Source organism: Roseateles sp. GW821-FHT09H11 (assembly GCF_059415845.1).
Genome location: NZ_JBWKOA010000001.1, coordinates 1,379,758 through 1,401,533 on the forward strand (window position 1 = coordinate 1,379,758; position 21,776 = coordinate 1,401,533).

The 21,776-nt window shown below is 69.0% G+C and carries 14 protein-coding genes and 1 tRNA gene; 10 read left to right on the forward strand and 5 right to left on the reverse strand.

Translation table 11 applies throughout. The features are described 5' to 3' along the window. Positions 1-185: 185 nt before the first annotated feature. Positions 186-1,919, forward strand: a complete 1,734-nt coding sequence (locus AC07PR_RS05795) for a PhoH family protein (protein ID WP_495134681.1) — start codon at positions 186-188, stop codon at positions 1,917-1,919. Positions 1,920-2,014: 95 nt separating this feature from the next. Here AC07PR_RS05795 and mdtD read toward each other — a convergent pair whose 3' ends face one another. After that, a complete protein-coding gene (mdtD, locus tag AC07PR_RS05800) occupies positions 2,015-3,478 on the reverse strand; it encodes a multidrug transporter subunit MdtD (protein ID WP_331616269.1) in 1,464 nt (487 codons plus the stop codon). 93 nt (positions 3,479-3,571) lie between these two features. Here mdtD and AC07PR_RS05805 point away from each other — a divergent pair, with 93 nt between their 5' ends. Next, complete coding sequence (locus AC07PR_RS05805; protein WP_377155730.1) at positions 3,572-4,420, forward strand: HAD family hydrolase; 849 nt, start codon at positions 3,572-3,574, stop codon at positions 4,418-4,420. Here the strand turns inward: AC07PR_RS05805 and AC07PR_RS05810 are convergent. Continuing rightward, the gene (locus AC07PR_RS05810; RefSeq protein ID WP_495134682.1) at positions 4,405-6,399 is read right to left on the reverse strand and encodes a M3 family metallopeptidase; all 1,995 of its coding nucleotides are present in this window, start codon (positions 6,397-6,399) and stop codon (positions 4,405-4,407) included. The genes AC07PR_RS05805 and AC07PR_RS05810 overlap by 16 nt on opposite strands. Positions 6,400-6,519: 120 nt before the next feature. Next, positions 6,520-8,415: a propionate--CoA ligase gene (locus tag AC07PR_RS05815; protein WP_495134683.1), complete on the reverse strand. Its 1,896-nt coding sequence runs from the start codon at positions 8,413-8,415 to the stop codon at positions 6,520-6,522. Between the two features lie 291 nt (positions 8,416-8,706). Here AC07PR_RS05815 and AC07PR_RS05820 point away from each other — a divergent pair, with 291 nt between their 5' ends. From AC07PR_RS05820 to AC07PR_RS05855, 8 genes are all read left to right on the forward strand, one after another. Then, complete coding sequence (locus AC07PR_RS05820) at positions 8,707-9,861, forward strand: C40 family peptidase (protein WP_495134684.1); 1,155 nt, start codon at positions 8,707-8,709, stop codon at positions 9,859-9,861. Positions 9,862-10,026: 165 nt separating this feature from the next. Continuing rightward, the gene (locus tag AC07PR_RS05825; RefSeq protein WP_495134685.1) at positions 10,027-11,415 is read left to right on the forward strand and encodes a hypothetical protein; all 1,389 of its coding nucleotides are present in this window, start codon (positions 10,027-10,029) and stop codon (positions 11,413-11,415) included. A 106-nt stretch (positions 11,416-11,521) separates the two neighbouring features. Continuing rightward, positions 11,522-11,597 (forward strand) — tRNA-Ala (locus AC07PR_RS05830). 221 nt (positions 11,598-11,818) lie between these two features. Further along, a complete protein-coding gene (locus AC07PR_RS05835; protein WP_483105881.1) occupies positions 11,819-12,715 on the forward strand; it encodes a hypothetical protein in 897 nt (298 codons plus the stop codon). A 14-nt stretch (positions 12,716-12,729) separates the two neighbouring features. Then, positions 12,730-13,404, forward strand: a complete 675-nt coding sequence (locus AC07PR_RS05840) for a hypothetical protein (RefSeq protein ID WP_483105880.1) — start codon at positions 12,730-12,732, stop codon at positions 13,402-13,404. Between the two features lie 304 nt (positions 13,405-13,708). Further along, positions 13,709-14,959 (forward strand): ABC transporter substrate-binding protein, encoded by a 1,251-nt coding sequence (locus AC07PR_RS05845; RefSeq protein ID WP_483105879.1) that lies wholly within the window; start codon positions 13,709-13,711, stop codon positions 14,957-14,959. Next, a complete protein-coding gene (locus AC07PR_RS05850; protein ID WP_483105878.1) occupies positions 14,956-15,675 on the forward strand; it encodes a response regulator in 720 nt (239 codons plus the stop codon). Before AC07PR_RS05845 ends, AC07PR_RS05850 begins: the two co-directional genes overlap by 4 nt. A gap of 42 nt (positions 15,676-15,717) precedes the next feature. After that, the gene (locus AC07PR_RS05855) at positions 15,718-17,229 is read left to right on the forward strand and encodes an ATP-binding protein (RefSeq protein WP_495134686.1); all 1,512 of its coding nucleotides are present in this window, start codon (positions 15,718-15,720) and stop codon (positions 17,227-17,229) included. Positions 17,230-17,328: 99 nt separating this feature from the next. Here the strand turns inward: AC07PR_RS05855 and AC07PR_RS05860 are convergent, their stop codons facing one another. Both AC07PR_RS05860 and AC07PR_RS05865 read right to left on the reverse strand, forming a co-directional pair. Continuing rightward, positions 17,329-18,648 carry a sugar MFS transporter gene (locus AC07PR_RS05860; protein WP_495134687.1) on the reverse strand — a complete coding sequence of 440 codons (1,320 nt, stop codon included), beginning with the start codon at positions 18,646-18,648 and terminating at the stop codon, positions 17,329-17,331. Between the two features lie 15 nt (positions 18,649-18,663). Then, the gene (locus tag AC07PR_RS05865) at positions 18,664-21,300 is read right to left on the reverse strand and encodes a TonB-dependent receptor (RefSeq protein WP_495134688.1); all 2,637 of its coding nucleotides are present in this window, start codon (positions 21,298-21,300) and stop codon (positions 18,664-18,666) included. Positions 21,301-21,776 lie beyond the last annotated feature (476 nt).

A 21,776-nucleotide genomic window follows, 5' to 3' on the forward strand; every position in this document is an offset into this window, starting at 1 on the left:
AATGAATTCCCAAGGACGAGCCGCACCGCCCCCGGTGCGGCTTTTTGTCTTCTGGGATCCGCGTGCGAGTTCGAGGCCCCCGATGCCGCCGATACCTCCGGCATCGCCACCGCCCGTCAGGCCCGGGGCATGACCCCTGGTCCGCATCGACCCAGGCTCATCACGCAAGCCCGTCACCCCCGCACATGCCACTGCCCAAGCCTCCGACCAAGCGCGCCAGCCGCCTAGATTCCGACGCCTTCGCGACCGACCTGTCGCCCAGCAAACGGCTCCCCCAGAACGAGGCCAGACCGTCCGCCCCCCTCGCCGCCCCGATCGCGGCGACCCGGCACGAGCCCGAGGCCAGCCATTCCGCCGCCGCTCCCGCACAGCCGTCCGCGGCCAGCGCGCGTGCGCGCACGGAGCCCGTCGAAGCCCGCGGCGGCAATTCGCCGTCGCTGGCGCTGGTGTCGCCGGCCCCGTCCAGGGCCCCCGCGAAGAAAACCGCCCCGACCCGCACCAAGGCGCGCAAGCCGGCCGGTGACCCCAAGCTGTTCGTGCTCGACACCAATGTGCTGATGCATGACCCGATGTCGTTGTTCCGCTTCGAGGAACATGACATCTACCTGCCGATGATCACGCTCGAGGAGCTGGACGGCCACAAGAAGGGCATGACCGAGGTCGCCCGCAACGTGCGCCAGGTCAGCCGCGACCTGGACGCGCTGGCCACCAGCCTCAAGTCGAGCACGATCGAGGAAATGTCCAAGGGCCTGCCGCTGGACCAGACCGGTCATCGCGAGGCCGGCGGCAAGCTGTTCTTCCAGACGACCCTGTTCGAGGCCCCGCTGCCGCAAGGCCTGCCGCAGGGCAAGGCCGACAACCAGATCCTGGGCGTCGTCCAGGCGCTGAAGCAGCAGCAGCCCGGCCGCGAGGTGGTGCTGGTGTCCAAGGACATCAACATGCGCATCAAGGCCCGCGCGCTGGGCCTGCCGGCGGAGGACTACCGCAACGACAAGACGCTGGAAGACTCCGACCTGCTCTACACCGGCGTGCAGGCGCTGCCGGCGGACTTCTGGGAGCGCCACGGCAAGACGATGGAGAGCTGGCAGCAAGGCGGCACCACGTTCTACCGGATCAGCGGCCCGCTGGTGCCGACGCTGCTGGTGAACCAGCTCATCTACCTGGAAGCGCCGGGCGCCGCGCCGCTCTATGCCAAGGTGCAGGAGATCACCGGCAAGACCGCGGTGCTGCGCACGCTGAAGGACTTCGGCCACCAGAAGCATTCGGTCTGGGGCGTCACCGCGCGCAACCGCGAACAGAACTTCGCGCTGAACCTGCTGATGGATCCGGACTGCGACTTCGTCACCCTGACCGGCTCGGCCGGCACGGGCAAGACGCTGATGACGCTGGCCGCGGGTCTGTCGCAGGTGCTGGACGAGCGCCGCTACACCGAGATCATCGTCACCCGCGTCACGGTCCCGGTCGGCGAGGACATCGGTTTCCTGCCCGGCACGGAAGAGGAAAAGATGGGCCCGTGGATGGGCGCGCTCGACGACAACCTGGAAGTGCTGGGACGCGGCGACAGCGCCGCCGGGGAATGGGGTCGCGCGGCCACCAACGACCTGGTGCGCAGCAAGATCAAGATCAAGAGCCTGAACTTCATGCGCGGGCGCACCTTCCTGAACAAGTACGTGATCATCGACGAGGCGCAGAACCTGACGCCCAAGCAGATGAAGACGCTGATCACGCGCGCGGGTCCGGGCACGAAGATCGTCTGCCTGGGCAACCTGGCGCAGATCGACACGCCCTACCTGACCGAGGGCAGCTCCGGCCTGACCTTCGCGGTCGACAAGTTCAAGGGCTGGGCGCACAGCGGGCACGTCACGCTGGCGCGCGGCGAGCGCTCGCGGCTCGCGGACTTCGCCTCCGAGGTGCTCTGAGCGGCGGGCCTGCCGGCCCTTCCCGCTCCCGCCAAGCCACCCTTCGGGGTGGCTTTTTCATTCCCGCGTCGACCCCGCTTTCGGGCGAGCGCGCCCTACTCTTCGGGGGTCAGTTTCGACTGGACGGTTTCCTCGGCGGCACCTTCGTCGCGGCGCAGCTGGTAGAAGATGAACGCCGCCAGCGCAGCCATGGCGCCGAGCGCAAGATAGGTACCGTGGAAGGCGGGGACGATCGCGGCGCCCTCGGTGCGCGGCAGCCCGTGCGAGAACAGCAGCAGGAAGGCACTCGAGGTCGCCACGCCCAGGCTCATCGACAACTGCATCACCACGGCCAGCAGGCTGTTGCCGGGACTCGCGGTGCGTTCGTCGAGATCGCCCAGCGTCAGCGTGTTCATCGCGGTGAACTGCATGCTGTTGACCATCCCGAACAGCCCGAGGTGGATCGCCAGCCAGACATGCCCGACGCCGCGCGGGATCAGCGCGAAGCTCGCGATCAGCACGCCCAGCAGCAGCGTGTTGACGATCAGCACGCGGCGGTAGCCGGCACGCTTGATCAGGCGGATCGCCAGCGTCTTGGTGAACATCGCGCCGAGCACCGACGGGATCATCGACAGGCCCGCTTCGCTGGGCGAGAAGCCCAGCCCCACCTGCAGGAACAGCGGCGTCAGGAACGGCGTCGCGCCGCTGCCCAGCCGCGCGAAGACGTTGCCCAGCAGCCCGATGCGGAAGGTCGGCACGGCGAAGAGCGCGGGCGTGAAGAGCGGCTCCTCCGTGCGCGTCGCATGCAGCCAGTAGGCCATCATGCAGGCCACGCCGGCGATCAGCATCACGAAGCACACGGCGACGCTGACCATGTGCTCGCCGAAGCCCTGCAGCGCCAGCGACATCAGCATCAGCCCCACGCTGAACAGCCCGTAGCCGCCCCAGTCGAAGCGCTTGCCGATGGGGCCCTTGATCTCCGGCATGAAGCGGCGGCAGGCGAAGGCGCCGGCCAGCCCGACCGGCAGGTTGATCAGGAAGATCCAGTGCCAGCTGACGAACTCCACCAGCACGCCGCCCAGCGTCGGCCCGAGCAGCGGTCCGACCAGCCCTGGCAGGCTGATGAAGGTCATCACCGCGAGGAACTCGGCCTTCGGGAAGGCCCGAAGCACGACCAGCCGTCCGACGGGCACGAGCAGCGCGCCACCGACGCCCTGCACCACCCGCGACGCGACCAGCACGTGCAGGCTGGGCGACACCGCGCAGGCCAGCGAACCCAGGCTGAACAGCCCGATCGCCCACAGGAAGACGGTCCGCGTCCCGAAGCGGTCCGCCAGCCACCCCGACGCGGGGATCAGCAAGGCCACCGTCAGCAGGTAGGCGACGACGGCGGACTGCATCCGCAGCGGGTCTTCGCCGAGGTCGCGCGCCATGCCCGGCAGCGCAGTGTTGAGGATGGTCGTGTCCAGCGTCTGCATGAAGAACGCCAGCGCGACGACCCATGGCAGCCAGCGGCGGGTGGCGTCGTCGAGGATCGGGCGACCGAGCACGTCGAGCGGCGTCGTCGAGGAGGAAGGCATGGGCGGCATCCGGCAAGTATCGGACCCCGGCGGCGTAGGATGTGCGCTTGTCGCGGCGCGCGGATGCGCCCCGGACCTCGCTGCCCAGGACCCATGCGCTTCTACGTTTCCGATCTCGACGGGACCCTGCTCGATCCGCAGGCCCGCCTCTCCGCCGCCACCCGCGCGGGCCTCACCGAACTGCTGGCCGAGGGCCTGGCCTTCACCGTCGCCAGCGCGCGGCACGTGGTGTCGATCGCCCGCATCCTCGAAGGGCTGCCCATCTCATTGCCGGTGGTGTCGTCCAACGGCGCCTACATCAGCGACCTGCGCACCGGCCGGCATGAGCTGGTCAACGCGATGGAGCCGGCGCTCGGCCAGGCCATCTTCGCGCTGGTGCGGCGGCACGGCCTGATGCCCTTCATCGCAACGCACGGCGCCAAGGGCGACCAGCTCTTCTGGCAGGAAGTGCAGAACGAAGGCCAGCAGCGCTTCGTCACCGAGCGTCAGCGCAACGCCGATCCGCGGCTGCGCCACGTCGACCGCCTGCAGGACCAGTTGGACGATCCGCTGGTCACGCTGCTGGTGGTCGGCCGCGCGGAGCCGCTGGAAGCGCTGCAGGCCGAGATCCTGAGCACCTGCGGCGACCTCGTCACGACGCACCTCGCCGAGGACCTCTACATGCCGGGTTGGCCCTGGCTCAACGTCCACGACCGCCGGGCCAGCAAGGACCAGGCGATCGCGACGCTGGCGCAGCGCTACGCGTTGCATGAGCGCGAACTCGTCGTCTTCGGCGACCAGGTCAACGACCTGACGATGCTGAAGGCGGCGCATCACGCCGTCGCGATGGCCAACGCCAGCGACGACGTGAAGCAGGCGGCGCACCGCATCATCGGCTTCCACCATGAGGACGCCGTGGTGCAGTTCATCCGCGACGACTGGCGGACCTACTTGCGCAAGTAGTCGTAGAACGCGTTGGCGTTGGCATCGCGACCGAGGAAGTCGCGCACCAGTTCCGGCGCCGGTTTCTCCGCGCCGCGCGACAGCACCGCGTCGCGATAACGGCGGCCCACGGCGGCATCGAGCTTGTCGGCCGCGAACGGCGTGCGCAGGTCCATCGCGACGACCAGGCTCCACAGGTAGCCGTAGTAGCCCGCGCCGTAGCTGCCCGCGATGTGCGCGAAGCGCGACGGGAACATCGTGCCAGCCACGTGGCCCAGCGGCGTGTCGCCTTCCATCCTGGCCCACAGCGCCAGCGGATCCTGGATCTCCGCGCCGTGCAGCGCGAGGTCATAACTCGCATACAGATGCTGGCGGCCGAACTTCGTGCCCTTGGCGAAGTCGCGCGCCTCGCGGGCCTTGCCGACGAGTTCGTCGGGCACCGGCTTGCAGGTCGGGCAGACCTCGGCCATCAGCTTGAGCACGCGCGGGTCGTAGACCCAGTCCTCGAGCATCTGCGACGGCGCCTCGACGAAGTCGTGCATCACCGCCCATTGCCCCAGCGACACGTCGCGCGTGTGGGCGAGGTTGTTGTGGACCGCATGGCCGAGCTCGTGCAGCAGCGTCTCCAGCTCGTCGAGCGACAGCCCGCCGCGATCGAGGTTGACGACCAGCGCCGCCGCAGGATGGCGCCCCAGGCGCGTGCTGCTGGAGCGCAGCGGCCAGACCGCCGCGTGGTTGTACTTGCCGTCGCGCGGGAAGGGATCGACGTAGAGCGTGCCGAGCGCCTTGCCGGTGGCCGTGTCGCTGACCACGTAGGCCTTGACGTCGGGATGCCAGAGGCCGGGCAGCTTCACCGCGGTGTGCGTCACGCCGAGCAGCCGGTCGACGACGCGCAGCGTGAAGGCGAGACTTTCGGCGGGCGGGAAGTACGGGCGGAAGGCTTCCTGGTCGACGGTGAAGCGCTGCTTGCGGATGCGCTCCGCGTAGTAGACGCCGTCCCATTGCGTCACGGCGGTGGTCTCGACCGCAGTCCCGAGGTGCGCCGCCTTCGCGCGGCGGAGTTCCTCCAGATCGGCGCGTTCACCCTGCTGCACGGTGCCCTTGACCTCGCCGAGGAATCGCGTCGCCGTGGCCGCGTCCTTGGCCATCTGGCGACGCAGGTTGAAGTCGACGTAGTTGTCGTAGCCGAACAGCCCGGCGTACTCCTTGCGCAGCGTGATGATCTCGGTGAGCAGCTTGAGGTTGCCCTCGCCGCCCTCGTTGGTCTTGGCGCGCCAGATGCGCTCGCGCGCGGCGCCGCTCTCGGCGGTCTGCATCAGCGCGGTGTAGGTCGGGTTGTCGACGCCGAGCAGATAACGCCCCTGGTCGTCGCGCGGCTTGTCCTTCCAGACGCCGTCGGGCACGCCGCGCAGTTCCTCGGCGGTGAACGCGACGCGGATGTTGGCGTCGCGGATCGCCTTCGAGAACTGCTGGTCGAGCGCGGAGAGCCGGTCCAGGATCTGCTTGGCGCGCGAGCGCTTGTCCTTCGACAGGCCGACGCCGCTGTCCTCGAACAGCCCCAGCGCATTGCGCTTGAGTTCGCGGTCGATCGCGTCCGCGGCGGGCGCGGTCTTCAGGCCGCGATAGATCTTCTCGTTCTGCGTGAGCGCGGTCTGGAAGTCGGTCCAGCGCAGCGCGCAGTCCTGGGCGGCGTCGCGCACGGCCTTGTCGGCATGCACGTTCTGAACGAATTCGATCGGGAACCGCGCATCCTCGTGATGCGCGATCACCAGGTCGTAGGCGGCGAGCCAGCCCTTGTCGACCTTGCGTTTGGCCAACTGGGCGACCTCGCGGTTCAGCGCCTTCAGTCCGGCATCACAGGCCCGGTCCACGGCCTTGCCGTCGGCGAAGCTGGGAAACGCCGGCGTGGGCAGCGCGGGCGCCCGAGCCTCGGATTGAGCGAACGCCGGCGCGGACATGATCGCGCTGGCCGCCAGGATCAACGCATGCGTCGAGGCCATCGGAAACTCTCCAGGAATTGGAATGGCGGGGATTCTCGTCCCCGCCCTCACCCATCCCGAAAGTCGTGCCCGCATCCTGGGGCAGAGGAAACCCGACCCCGCGCTCGCTCCATCACGCCATCACGCCATCAGGTCGCGGATCTGTTGCAACGCGGCCGGATCGTCGAGCGTGATCAGGTCGCCGGGGTCGCGATGCTCGCAGACGGCCTGGATCGCGCGCCGCAGCAGCTTGCCCGAGCGCGTCTTGGGCAGCAGCGCCACGAAGCGCACCCGCGACGGCCGCGCCACCGCGCCCAGCCGCTGGTCGACGCGCTTCAGGATCTCGCCTTCGAGCGCCAGCGCGTCCTGCGGCGTCGCGGCGCGCGCCGGGTCCTTCAGCACCGCGAAGGCCATCGCGACCTGACCCTTGAGCGGATCGGCCACCCCGACCACGGCGACCTCCGCCACCGCGGGGTGGCCGGCGATGCACTCCTCGATCTCGCGCGTACCGAGCCGGTGCCCGGCGACGTTGATCACGTCGTCGCTGCGTCCGAGGATGAAGTAGTAGCCGTCCTCGTCGCGCAAGGCCCAGTCGAAGGTCGAGTACACCTGCCGGCCCGGCACGCTTTCCCAGTAGGTGCGGATGAAGCGCTCGTCGTCGCGCCAGACGGTCTGCATGCAGCCGGGCGGCAGTGGATACGCGATCGTGAGCAGGCCCTTCTGGTTCGGCGCCTCCAGCACGTCGCCGGTGCGCTCGTCGAGGAGCTGGACGCGGTAGCCGAACATCGCCACGCCCGGCGAACCGAACTTCGGCTCGGCAGGCTCGACGCCGCGCGCCAGCGTCAGGATCGGCCAGCCGGTCTCGGTCTGCCAGTAGTTGTCGACGATCGGCTTGCCGATGGCATCGGCGATCCAGCGCGCCGTCGGTTCATCGAGCGGCTCACCGGCGAGGAACAGAGCGCGCAGCGACGACAGGTCGTGCCGCGTCAGGCAGACGGGGTCCTGCTTCTTGAGCACCCGCACCGCGGTCGGCGCGCTGAACATCACCGTGACACGGTGCCGCTCGACGAGCTTCCACCAGATCGCCGCATCGGGGCTCACCGGCGTGCCCTCGTACATCAGCGTGGCCATGCCCGCGATCAGCGGACCGTAGACGATGTAGCTGTGGCCGACGACCCAGCCGATGTCGCTGGTGGAGAAGAAGGTCTCGCCCGGATGCCCGTCGTAGATGTGCGTCATGCTCGCGGCCAGCGCGACGGCGTAGCCGCCGACGTCGCGCTGCACGCCCTTCGGCCTGCCGGTCGTGCCGCTGGTATAGAGCGTGTAGCTGATGGCATCGGAGGGCAGCCATTCGCAGGGCATGCGCGTGCCGAGCAGTCGCCCCCGTTGCTCCGCGTAGTCGAGGTCGCGGCCGTCAACGCGCTCGAACGCGCTGAGCCCGCGATCGACCATCAGCACCTTCGCCGGCTTGTGCGCCGCCAGACGGATCGCCTCATCGAGCAGCGGCTTGTAGGGCACGATCTTGCCGTTGCGACTGCCCGCATCCGCGCTGACGATCAGTACCGGCTCGGCATCGTCGATGCGGTTGGCCAGGGCGTGGCTCGCGAAGCCGCCGAACACCACCGAGTGGATCGCGCCGATCCGCGCGCAGGCGAGCATCGCGAAGGCGGCCTCGGGAATCATCGGCAGATAGATGAGCACACGATCGCCGATGCCCACCCCCTGCTCGCGCAGCATCGCGGCCATGGCCTCGACCTCGTCCTTGAGCGCGGCGAAGCTGAAGACGCGTTCCTGGTCGACCTCGCTCGACACCCAGATCAGCGCGGCGTCGTCCGGCCGCGCGGCCGCGTGGCGGTCGACCGCGTTGTGGCACAGGTTGGTCCGCCCGCCGACGAACCAGCGCGCGAACGGCGGCCGGCTCGTGTCGCAGATCTGATCGAACGGGCGCTCCCAGTCGATCAACGCCGCCTGCCCGGTCCAGAAGCCGTCCGGGTCGTCGATCGAACGCCGGTACATCGCCGCGTAGCTGTCGGTCATCGGGGTCTCCTTGGATGTTGGTATTGAATGCGCGAATTCCGCACGGATCCTCGCATCGGCAGCTTTTCTGAAACTTTCGTTCACAGCCTTGCGTCATAGGGCTGTGGTCCAATCCGGGTTTTCCTGGGAACGGTCTCGCGGCCACGCCCGGACTTTCCCTAGCCAAGCGCGGTCCTGCGGGCATTCGCGCTTGACCGGTACGGAGATGGTGCCTAGTCTCCGCGCCCAACACCGATGAGTACTGTTCGTCCTTCCCGCTCCGCTCCCCGACACAAGAAGCTCCAGCGCGCCATGGCCGCACTGGGGCTGATCTGCGTCTTCGCGAGCGGTAGTTGCTGGGCGCAACAGTCGACCTCGTCCACCAACGAGTCGCACGACAAGCCCAAGGCGCAGGCCAAGGCGGCGACGTCGAAGGCCGCCGCCAAGCCGGTCGCGAAGAAGCCCGCCGAGTCGAAGCAGGCCGCCAGGTCCTCGAAGGACGGCAAGGCCTCGAAGCCGGTCGCGGCCAAGGACACCGGCAAGGACCGCAAGGCCAAGGCCGACGAGGACAAGTCCCCGGCGACCGAGATCGCCGCCGACAAGCCGGCCAGCACCGACAAGATCGTATCGGCGAAGGCGGAAACGAAGGCCGAGACGAAGACTGAAACGAAGACCGCGGACAAGGCTGCGCCGGCAAAGGCCGACGCGAAGGTCGCGGACACGAAGACCGACGTCGCGCCACCCGCCGGCACGATGATGGGCGCCTATGGGCAGAGCCTGATGCGCTCGCCCGCCGGCGCCGCGGCGGTCGCGACGACCGTCGCCGCCGCAGGCACGGCCGCCGCGCTGGTCGCGCCGGCCCTGCCCGCCACGAACACGACCGCCACCCCGACCTCCTCGCTGCCGCCGACCGCCCTGATGGGCGCCGCCGCCGGCAACGCGAACGCCAGCGAGTCCGTTGCCCGCTTCCTGCAGCAGCGCGGCATCGTCGCGCAGGCCCAGCAGACGCCCGCCTCGCCCGGCGCCGATGCCGCCTCGCCGGGCCTGCTGAACCGGGTGCGCGACAACGCCTCGGACCTGGTGCTGTCGGCGATGAATTTCCTGGGCGTGCCGTACAAGCGCGGCGGCAACTCGGTCAACAACGGCTTCGACTGCAGCGGCTTCACGCGCCACATCTTCGAGATGAGCGTGGGCTTGGTCCTGCCGCGCCGCGCCGACGAGCAGGCCAAGCTCTCCAGCCTGGTGCCGATCAAGAAGGAAGACCTCAAGCCCGGCGACCTGGTCTTCTTCAACACGATGCGCGCGACCTTCTCGCACGTCGGCATCTATGTCGGCGAAGGCAAGTTCATCCACTCGCCGCGCGTCGGCGGCGCGGTGCGCGTCGAGGACATGCGCGAGGCGTACTGGGCCAAGCGTTTCACCGGCGCCCGCCGCGCCGATCTGAACCAGGCCAATCCTGGCACCTGAACCAGCACGCGAGCGGGTCCCTGCGCCCGCCGCCGACGCCCGCGACACGGGCGCCCCGCGCACCTTCCGGCGCGATCCTCCTGAAGACAAGTCCTGACACGGCAGCCCGGTGATCCCGGCTATGCTGCGCCCCAGCGCCGTCGCCGCGATCCTCCGCGATCCACCTTGTCCGCCGTCCTCGATCCCGCCCAGACACCGCTGCACCGAGTCTCCGACCAGATGGGTCAGGCCCTGCTGCTGGCCGTGCTGCTGCACGTGCTGCTGCTCGTGGCCATCGGCAACGCGCCCGGCGGATCGGCCAAGCCCGGCGAAGGCGCCTGGGGTCCGCTGAACGTGAGACTTCAAGGCGATCGCTACGAGCCAGGCTCGGGCGAGCCCGCCGTCGTGCTGCCCGAGCGCGGACCGATCGGCGAAGCGAAGCAGCCCCGCTCCGGCGGCGCGGTGCGGGAACGCCCGCCGACGCCGGAAGAACAACGGGCGCCTGGTGCCGCGCGCCAGGGGCAATGGCGGCAGCAGCCCGGCGACGAACTGACCGGCGACGCGCCCGCCGACCGCAGCGCTCCGCCGGCCACGACGGCACCAGTGCCCGCGCCCACACCGACGCCGGCCCCGCCCGCGCCGACACCCGTTCCCGCGCCAACGCCCGCACCGACACCAGCGCCGCCGACGCCGACGCCGCCTCCAGCGCCCTCGCCCACGCCCGCCGTCGAGCCCGCGCCTGCGATCACGACGCTCACGACGCCTGCCGACGCCACGGTGACGGCGCCCACACGCATCGCTCCCGCGCGAGAGGCAACGCCCGCGCGGCCTGCAGCGCCGACGGATCCGCTGCAGGCACCTTCGCCGTTGCAACTGCCGGAGCGTCCCGCTCCCATCCTCAGCGAGACGCCCACGACAGTGAGACGCATCGACCGCACGCCGATCGAGCGGACACTGACACCACCCGTGCCATCGGAACTGAAGGCGCCCGCCGAGTTGCCGCCACTAACGCCTGCGCCGGCGCCAACACCCGCCCCTTCGCCTCAACCCGCGCCGACGCCCGTACCGACGCCGCCAACGCCCGCGCCGCAGGTCGCGCCGCCCACACCTGCGCCCACCCCCACCGCTGCACCAACGCCACCGGCGGCGGCCACGCCCGCGCCCAGCCCTGCCGCCACGCCGCAGCCGCGCGTATCGACCACGCCTTCACCGACACCGGCCAATCGGACATCGCTCGACGGCTCGACCACGCCCACGACGACCCAACCCAGCGTGGGCGCCCCGGACGCAGGCGCACGCACCGGCCATGACGTGGCGACCCCGGCATCGACGCCGCCGAACGCGCCGAAGCTGAACCTCGACCTGAACGCCGCGCGGGGTCCGATGCGCCCGCGCGGGACGCCCTCGGGCGTGATCTCGGCGGTACCGAAGCCGCCGGAGGACAAGGACGCCCTGGCCGAGAAGATGCGAGAGGCCGGCCAGCAGGAATGCCGCAAGGCCTACGCGGACAAGGGCCTGCTGGCGGTCGTGCCGCTGGTGCGCGATGCCGCGCGCGACAAGGGCTGCCGTTGGTGAATGCCGCGCGCCGCGCTGACCACCCCGCGTGTTGTGCGAACTCCGTTCCGGTTCCCGACACAGCGGCGACCACTGTGAAATCTCTGCTATAGTCGATGTCTTCGTTGGGGGGGTAGCTCAGCTGGGAGAGCGTCGCGTTCGCAATGCGAAGGTCGGGAGTTCGATCCTCCTCCTCTCCACCAACAGATCCGGAAGGGGTCGCACCGAAAGGCGCGACCCCTTTTTCTTTGTCTGGCTTGTTCTTTGACCGGGTTTCCCCCCGACCCGCTGCCCGACTCGGGACCTTCCCTCATACGCCTTCCGTACTTGCAACGCGCTGCAATAATCCGCGCGCCTCGCGCCGGCACGTTCCGGCCACGCGAGCAAGAAGAACAAAGTTCCAGGCCACCACGAGGGAGAAATCATGATCCGACTGCGACTTGTCGCAACGCTTTCCGTCGCCCTGCTGCTGACCGCTTGTGCCGCGCCGATGCGGGCCAGCCTCACGCCCGAGCAGCGCGGCAAGATCACCGGGCTCACGGCCCATGTCGTCGTCGTGCAGGACGAGGTCATCGCCGCGGTGGAGGCCTCCAACGTGAGCGCCGCGCTCGGCGGCGGCCTCATCGGCGCCATGATCGACAGCAAGGTGACCAACAACCGGGTGAACGAGTCGCAACAGGCGCTCGGCCCCTTCTACGCCGCGATCGAGGACGTCGACTACCGCCAGGAATTCAACGGGTCGATCGAACGCGGCCTGGCCGGCTACCCGATCAAGGTGGGCAAGGTCACGACCACGCCGCGCGCCCTGTCCGACGCCAAGCTCACACAACTGCGCAAGGATCTGCAGCCCGGCCAGGCGCTGTTGGTGATCAGCCCGCGCTACACGCTGAGCATGGACTTCCGCAGCTTCGACTCCGAGTCCGTGGTCACGATCTGGCTCCGGCCCGAGGCCTCCGATTCGCGCATGCCCAGCCAGCGAGGCGTGCTGCACTATCAATCGGCGCCGGTCGGGCCGGGCGGCAGGGAGTCGCTGGCCCAATGGGCCGCCAAGGACGCCGCCGCCTTCCGCGACGTGATGCGCGAATCGATCGCGGAGACCGTCCGCATGGTGATGCTGGACATCGACGTCGCCGCCTCCAGCGCCCCGCCAGCCAAGGACCTCAGGAGCTTCGCGTTCAACTTCGGCGCCGGCAAGGGGGAGATCAAGGGCACGGTCCTGAAGTCGGAGAACGGCCGCACGATCCTGCTGGGCTCGGACCAGAAGCTCTACTCGCTGCCCGACGCGGGCGCCGCCGCCACCACCGCCTCGGCGCAGAAATGATCAGGAGGACCGCCATGACCAAGACCACGACGCTGATGGCCGGCCTTGCCGCCGCCCTGCTGTGCCATGCTGCCTCCGCCGCGGACGCCGACCTCGCCACCGCCGCTGCCGCCGCCCATGAATCCGGCGAGAAGGTGGCCATGAAGTACAGCGCCACCGACAGCGAGACCGGCGGCAAGGCCACCTTCCGCGCCGCCGGAGCCTGCACGGTGCACATCGTCCCCACCGCGGACCTCCGCCAGAACAAGGAGACCATCGGCCAGACGATGAGCGGCGCGCTGCTGTCCGGCGACGTCGGCCCCTGGGTGACCGACGGTCTGCGCCAGCTGAAGGACTTCGGCTTCACCGTGTCCGACGCGTCCGCCGAGGCCCCGGTCGCCGCCGACGGCGTGACCGTGCGCACCAGCGTCACGCGCGCCTACACGTGGCAGATCGGCCTGAAGCTCTTCAGCATGGTGGCGGTGAAGGCCGAATTCGCCGACCGCAACGGCGTGCTGCAGCAGAAGTACTACCGCTCCCATGGCGACAAGACCAACATGTGGGGCGCCAACAGCGAGTACGTCACGACGATGAACTACGGGCTCAACAACCTGCTCCCCTTCCTCGCCAACGACCTGCAGTCGCTGTGCAAGGGCGAAAAGGTCGCGGCCTATTCCTACGCTGGCCCCGACGGCCTGCCGAAGAAGTAAGGCCGGCCGCCGGGAGCGACCGGCGCGCCGTTTCCCCCATCGATCCGGAAGGGGTCGCACCGAAAGGTGTGGCCCCTTTCTCGTTGGCGCTTCGGCTGGAGCGTCCGCTGACGAGTCGCGGTAAAGCCCCAATCGCCATTCGCCCCCCTGCTCAAGACAATCCACGCCTCCTCTGCAGTCGGCGGCGTCCTTGAGTCACACAACATTACAGTGGTCGTACAAAACGCAAGGTTGGCCCCTTCGGGCAACCCGCAAGATGCGCTGCATGGTGGCGTTGGCGGTGTTGCCCTGGAGTTGCGCGGTCATGGCGACCGGGCCGACCGTGGCCGCCCCTTCGGCGGAGGGCGCCGGTGAGCTGAATGTGCTGCACTGGTGGACGTCCGCCAGCGAGCGTGCCGCGGCCAACCATGTCGCCGCGCGCATGGCCGAGAACGGCTTGAAATGGGTCGACGGCGCTGTCGCGGGCGGCGGCGGTGGCCCGGCCATCAAGGTGCTGAACGAACGCATCCTGCGCCGCATGGCGCCCAAGGTGGCCCAGCTCAACGGCGCGTCCATGAACGAGTGGGCCGACATGGGCCTGCTGCTGGAACTCGACGGCGTGGCGGCCCGGCGCAACTGGTCCTCGGTCATGTTCCCGCAGGTCATGGCCCAGGTCACGGTGCGCGGCCACATCGTCGCGGCGCCGCTGGGCATCCAGCGCATCAACAACCTCTACCTCAACAAGGCGCTGCTGAAGCGCCACGGCATCGCCCCGCCCGACGACTGGGACGGCCTGGAGCGCGCCGCCGTCAAGCTGCGCGCGGCCGGCGTCACCCCGGTGGCCTTCAGCGACGAGCCCTGGCAGGTGGCCACCATCTTCGAGGCCATGCTGCTCAGTGAAGCCGGCCCCGCCCTGTACCGCCGCATGCTGGAGCAGCGGGATCTCAGCGCCTTCGACGATCCGGCGCTGGAGCGCGCGCTGAGGCGCCTGCGCAACTGGCGCAACCTCGCGCTGCCCGCCAGCGGCGTGGCGCCCGGCGAGCGGCCCTGGACCGACGTCGTCGCCGACTTCGCCAACGAGCGCAGCGCCATGATGATCATGGGCGACTGGGCCCGCGGCGAGCTGGGCACGATGGGGCTGGAGGGCGAACGCGACTTCAGTTGCAAGGCCGTGCCGGGCACCGCCCAGGCCCATCTCTACAGCATCGACACGCTGGCCATGCTGGCCGGCAACGGCGGCAGCCAGGCCGACCAGGAGAAGATGGCCGAGCTGCTCGGCAGCGCCACGCTGCAGCTGGGCTACAACCGCATCAAGGGCTCCATCCCCGTGCGCCGCGACGTGCCGGTCGACGAACTGGACCCCTGCGCGCAGGCCTCCTTCCACCTCTTCGCCAACCCCGGCACGCCGCGCGTGCCCAGCCTCGTGCACCGCATGGCCTTCGGCGAGATCGGCAAGAACGCCATCATCGAAACCGTCCACCGCTTCGCGCTGGACCCCACCCAGACACCCGCCGCCGCCCAGCGCAAGCTGCAGGGCCTGCTGCGCGCGCTGAGCCCCAGGAAAGCCGCCCCATGACCCCGCGAAAAATCCTGATCGTCGACGACGATCAAAAGATCCGCAGCCTGCTGAAGACCTACCTCGAGAAGAACCAGTACGAGGTGCTGCTGGCCCACGACGGCGCCAGCTTCATGGCCGAGTTCGAGCGCCACCGCGACGAGATCAGCCTGTGCATCCTCGACGTGATGCTGCCCGACACCGAGGGCTTCACGCTGTGCCAGTCGGTGCGCCGACGCTCCGAGGTGGCGGTCATCATGCTGACGGCAAGCGCGGACGAGACCGACCGCATCGTCGGCCTGGAACTGGGCGCCGACGACTACCTCGGCAAGCCCTTCAACCCGCGCGAGCTGCTGGCGCGCATCAAGGCCATCACGCGCCGCACCGGCCAGGAGAAGACCAAGGAGCCGCGCTACTACGCCTTCAACGGCTTCACGCTGGACCTGCTGGAGCGCAGCCTCGTCGATCCCGACGGCACGGCCACGGCGCTGTCGGGCATGGACTTCCAGCTGCTCAAGCTGCTCGTCGAACACCCCGGCGAGGTGCTGGATCGCAGCCGCCTGGCCGAGGTCACGCGCGGGCGCGACCTGGGGCCGCTGGACCGATCGCTGGACGTGCAGGTCAGCCGCCTGCGCCAACGGCTCCAGGACGATGGCAAGCAGCCCGCGCTGATCAAGACCGTGCGCGGTTCGGGCTACGTGTTCTCGACGACCGTGACGCCGCGGCATGCGCTCTGAGACGCCCCGGTCCGCACCGACAGCACCGACAGGGGCACGTCGATGACCGACGCGGCCGTCGACTTCGACGGCCCGCCGGCCCCCGCGCGACGCTGGTGGCAGCGCACCCGCAGCTTCCTGTTCGACAGCCTGCAGGGCCGTTTCGTGCTGGCCATGCTGGGCGGCCTGGCCCTGGTGCAACTCACGGTGAACCTCGTCTGGTACAGCCAGATCGAGCAGCGCGTGCGGCGCCAGACCGAACTGGCCGCCCATCACGTGACCAGCGGCGCCATGGGGGCGATGCGGGCCCTGCGCGAACTGCCCGCCGCCTACCGGCCGCTGCTCATCGAGCAACTGCGCACCATGGGCGGCACACGCTTCCAGGTCTTCTTCAACAACGCCGCGGTGACGGTGACGCCGCTGCCCGGCCAGCCCATGGTGCGCATGCTGGAACAGCAGGTCACCCAGGAGCTGACCGCCCAGCTCCCCAAGGGCACACCGGTCCGCGTCGTGCTGGCCTCGCCCATCGGCCTGGCGGTGGCCCCCAGCGGCGCGCTGCTCAGCGATCTGCCGGAGAGCTGGGTGGAGCCGTCGCTGATCGCCGCCGAGCGGCCCGCGCCCTTCCTCGTCATCCAGGCCGAGACCGAACCCGGTGTGTGGCTCTACCTCAGCAGCACGCTGCCCGACCCCTATTTCCTGGAACAGCTGGAGTTCTTCACCTGGCACCGCCTGACCCCGCAACTGCTCGCACTGGGTCTGGCAGTGCTGCTCACGCTGATCGCCGTGCGCGCGATCACGCGGCCGCTGGCGGGTCTGAGCCAGGCGGCCGCACGCGTGGGCCGGCGCGTGGCCCCCAAGCCGCTGCGCGTCAGCGGCACGCAGGAGGTGCGCCAGGCCATCGAGGCCTTCAACGACATGCAGGAGCGCATCCGCCGCTACATCGGCGACCGCGAGCGCCTGTTCGCGTCCATCTCGCATGACCTGCGCACGCCGATCACGCGCCTGAGGCTGCGCAGCGAACTGCTGGACGACACCGCCGTGCAGGACGAGTTCCATGAGGACCTCGACGAGCTGGACATGATGGTGAAGACCGCCCTGCAGATCGTGAAGGACACCGACATCCACGAGAACCGCGCACCGCTGCGCATCGACCTGGTGCTGCAGAAGATGGTGCGGGACGCGCGCATGGGCGGGCACAGGATCGAGTTGCAGAACGAGCCGCTGACCGTGTTCGGCAAGCCGCTGGCACTCAAGCGCGCCATCGGCAATCTGCTGGACAACGCGATGTTCTACGGCGATGCCGGGCAGGCGGTGGAAGTGAGCGTCGGCAGCGACGAGGACGGCCTCGTGCTCATCACGGTGCGCGATCACGGGCCCGGCGTGCCCGACGGCGCGCTCGCTCTCCTGGGCCAGCCCTACACGCGGCTGGAGCACGGCGCCGGCCTGCGCAAGGAAGGCCTGGGCCTGGGCCTGTCTATCGTGCGCGAGATCGTGGCCGACCACGGCGGCACGGTGCGCTTCCGCAATCATCCGTCGGGCGGATTTGAAGTCCGTGTCGCCCTCCCTGCGGGCTGAGCCGTCACTACCGCCCTTCATCGCCCTGCTGCCACCGCCGCTGGCCCTCACCCCTGCCCTCTCCCGCAAGCGGGAGAGGGAGCAAGACGGACACCGCCTTCACCAACGCCGGAGGCGGCTGCCGAACAGGGCGTAGAACAGGATGACTCCGTACCAGGGCAGCATGACCCAGTAGCCGAGCTGCGGGCTGGTCACATCGGCCAGATGGCCGTAGAGCATGGGGATCAGCGCACCGCCGGCGATGCCCATGATGAGCAGGGCCGAACCGGCGGCCGTGTACTTGCCCAGGCCCTCCAGCGCCAGCGGCCAGATGGACGGCCACACCAGGGCGTTGGACAGGCCCAGCAGCGCCAGGAAGAACACGGTGTCGGGCACCGGCGGCACCCCCGCCCAGCCCAGCAGCGCCTGCGAGACGCTGGAGGTCGTCGGCGACGACAGGGCGACGCCGAGCACGAACGCGATCCCGCTCGCCCCCGAGAGGATGAGGGCGGTGCGTTGCGACATCCAGCGCGGAATCAGCGCGACGCCCAGCAGATAGCCCAGCACCATGAAGCCCATGGTGTAGGACGTCAGCACCCCGTAGTGCGCAACGCCGAGTTCACGGCCATAGAGCCCGATGGTGTCGCCGGCGATCACCTCCACACCGACATAGCCGAACAGCGCGATGGCACCGAGCACGACCTGCGGATGCTGGAAGACGCCCCAGCGCTTCACCGCGTCCGACGGTGCATCGGCCGCTTCCAGCTCAGGCTCCCGCAGCGACGAGAAATGGATCAGGGCCATGAAGACCAGCAGACCCGCGGCCATCACCGTGTAAGGCAGGACCAGGCGCTGCGACAGCTCATTGCGCAGCGCCTCCCGGCCCACGGCATCCAGGGCCGCGAGGGCCGGCTCGGAGAAGCGCTCCATGCCCGACAGGATCAGCGCCGAGAACACCAGCGGCACGACGATGCCGGCGCCCTTGTTGAACAGGCCCATGATCGAGATGCGCATGGCCGCGCTCTCGCGCGCGCCGATGCAGACGATGTAGGGGTTGATGGCCGTCTGCATCAGCGTCATGCCGCTGGCCAGCGTGAACAGCGCGGCGAGGAAGATCGCGTACTGGCCCGAGCGCGCGGCCGGGATGAAGGCCAGCGCGCCGATGGCCATCACGCCCAGGGCGGCCGTCATGCCCTTCTTGTAGCCGATGCGTGCCAGGACGGCCGCCGACGGCAGCGCCATCACCGTGTAGGCGATGTAGAAGGCAAAGGCCACCCACAAGGCCTGGAAGTTGTTCAGCTCGCAGACGATCTTCAGGAAAGGGATCAGCGAGCCGTTCAGCCAGGTGACGAAGCCGAGGATGAAGAACATCAGCCCGATGAAGAGCATGGGCAGCAGCACGCCCTGTGCTGCCGCAGGGGTCAGGGTCTTGGTATGCATGGAGGTGGTCGACCCTTAGAACTTGGCCCGGACGCCGACGCTGTATCGCGCGCCGTTCTCGTACATGCCGACGGGGATGCCGTCCACGGTGTTGGACTTGATGACCTCGTTGTTGATGTTCACCGCGCTGGCATAGAGCGCGATGTTGCGTGTCACGTCCCAGCTGGCCGACGCGTCCCACTGGCCGTAGGCGCTGTTGACGACCTGGCCGCCCATCTCCACGTTGCCGTAGCTCTTGGAGCGGTAGTTGTAGGAGACGCGCAACGTGATGGGTCCCCGCTCGTAATAGCCGCTGAAGTTGAACTGGTCGCGCGAATTGCCCAGCACCTTCAGGCGCGGCTGGCCCGCCACGGCGCCGGCCTTGGCGTCGGTGAACGTGTAGTTGACGACGGTGCCGAAGCCGGTGTTGCCGAAGGGCTGCTGCCACTGCAGCTCGAAGCCCTTGATGTCGGCGCCGTTGTCGGCGTTGTAGGGGCGCTCCACCGTCAGCGTCTCGCCGCCCACCTGCTCGGACTTGGACGCCTTGTAGGTGAAGGTGTCGAGCTTCTTGATGAAGAAGGTGCCCGAGACCAGCGCGGCATCGGCGTAGTACCACTCGGCGCCGATCTCGGCCTGGTTGGCGTGCACGGGCTTGAGCAGCGGGTTGCCGGCATAGCCCTTGGAGAGCACGGTGCCGTCGCGGCGCAGGCCGGGGCTGAGCAGGTCGAAGGTCTGGCGCGCCATGGCGCGCGAGACCGCGCCGCGCAGGATGACCTCCTTGCTGAGGTCGTAGACGACGTTCAGGCTGGGCAATGCGTCGGTGTAGTTGTGATCGACGCTGGTGGGTGAGAAGCCGCCGCTGGCGTTGCCCAGATAGCCGTCCGAGGTCTGCTGCGTGCGCACGACGCGCAGGCCGAAGTCGCCGCGGAATCTGGCCACCGAGAAGTCGGCCTTGGCATACACGGCGCTGATGCGCTCGTGGATCTTGTAGTTCTCGTTGAGCACCTCCTTGTAGGTCATCGCCTGGTCGAACATCGGGATGCCCTTGCTGGCGACGAGACCGTCGTCATACCAGGCGTACTGCCGCAGCGCGTCCGGCGTGCCCGCGGCCTGGCTCAGCAGCGGCGAGGGGCCGGTGGACAGGTCGGCCAGCGAGAACGACTGCCAGCCGTTCGAGCCCGGCCCGGCCGTGCCCTGGATGCGGGTGTTCCTGAGCGTGTTGTCGCGCAGCTTGACGCCCACCTTGACCGCCTTGATGACGCTGCCGTCGATGTCGACCGTCACGTCGCCCTGGGCGTACTTCTCCCGGGCGTCCATGCGGCGGATGCGGTCGTCGCCGGACTTGAGCGTCAGCGCTGTCGGATCCAGCGGGTTGATGTCGAGGTACTTCACGCCGTAGTGATCGGGCCCCAGCGAGATCGTCGTGCGCGTGTCGCCTTCCATCCAGAAATGGCGGTCGTGCTTGCTGCCGCCCGAGCTGCTCGTGGTGCCGGCCTGGCCGTGCACTTGCCAGTTGCCGCCCTGGTAGGTGCCGTCCAGGTCCGCCACGCGCGACTTGATGTAGCTCTCGCGATAGATGGGCTCGAAGGACACGCCGGTCTTGGGCCCGAACGTGCCGCCGACCAGCGCCTTGCTGCCGTCGGCCACGGTGATGAACTTCGGGTCGACGGCGCTGATGACGCCGCCCACCGCCAGGCCGCCGGCCTGCCAGAGGTAGTTCTGGTTGTTGTTGTTCATCTTCATGTCCGAATCCATCAGGTTCAGCACGAGATCGGTGGCCCGGTTGGGCTGGAACTGCAGCGCGAGGTTGGTCGTCGTGCGCTCGCGCTCCTGGCGGAAGATGGCCGAGCCGCCGCCCCAGGACGCATAGGCATTGGTGACGACGCCGTTCTGATCCCTCACGTCGTACTTGCCGTCGGAGAACTGCTCCAGGCCGTCGCGACGCATGTGGCGCTTCTGGCTGCTGATGGCCAGCAGCACGCCGAAGGTCTTGTCGTCGTTCTTCCAGTTCAACAGGCCCGACAGCTGCGGATCGGTCTTGCCGGGCAGCTTGCTGTACATGGCCTCGGCGGAGACCTGCACCGTCAACGGGTCCTTGAAGGCCAGCGGCCTGCGCGTCTTGACGATGACGAGGCCGCCGATGGAGCCCTCATCCAGGTCGGCCGACGGACTCTTGTAGACATCCAGGCTGCCGACGATCTCGGAGGGCAGCACGTCGTAGTTGAAGCTGCGGGTCTGCGGCTCGTTCAGCCACCACTCGGACGACGCCACGGCCTGGCCGTTGAGCTGCGTCATGTTGAGGTTCTTGTCCGTGCCGCGCACGAAGATGGACTTGCCCTCGCCCCAGATGCGATCCACCGAGATGCCGGGCACGCGCTGCAGCGAGTCGGCCACGTTCTTGTCGGGGAACTTCCCCACATCCTCGGCGCTGATGCTGTCGACGATGTTCTGCGCCTCGCGCTTCTCGGCCAGGTTCTTCTTCAACGTCGCCCGCACGCCGCGGACCTCGACGGTGTCGAGCTGCTGGTTCGCCTCCTGCGCATGGGCGGCACCAAACGCCGCGGCGCCGAGCGCGAGGCCGATGAGCCGGGGCAGGAGAAGCGGCTTGAAGACCGGCTTGAGGACCGGCTTCGGGAGGGGCTTGGGAAGGGTCTTGAAGGGGGGCTTGGCCACGTAGGTGCTCCTGGGCAACGAGTGCCCGCAATCTAGTGGCGATGCCCCCGCCTGGAGCGCGGCGTTGCGCTTTGATGGACTTCATTGCGCCGACGTTACGTTGGCGCAAGACAGGGTCAGGTCGCGCCCCCCACCGGTGCGCGACCTTGGCGATTCATTTCCCGCTGACGTACGCGTATGGCACGCCGCACGCTGTCGAGCGCGTTCGGCGCACGCCTGGAAAGATTGCGCAACCCGGGCTCGGAATCCCCCGAACGGGCGGTGGGTCACCGCCGTCCGCGATTGCGGCGGCGGCGCCGACAGGTCTAGTATTGATCGCTCCCACCCGGCATTCCGAGCCTCGCGCCCGGAGCGCCGGGAGCCCGCCGCGACGCGGCACCGCCACCAGGAGCACCCCATGCTTGAACTGATCGGCGCCATCCTCGTGGGCGCGTTCGCCCTCACCTTCGGGGTCCTGTGCATCGGCCCCATGATGC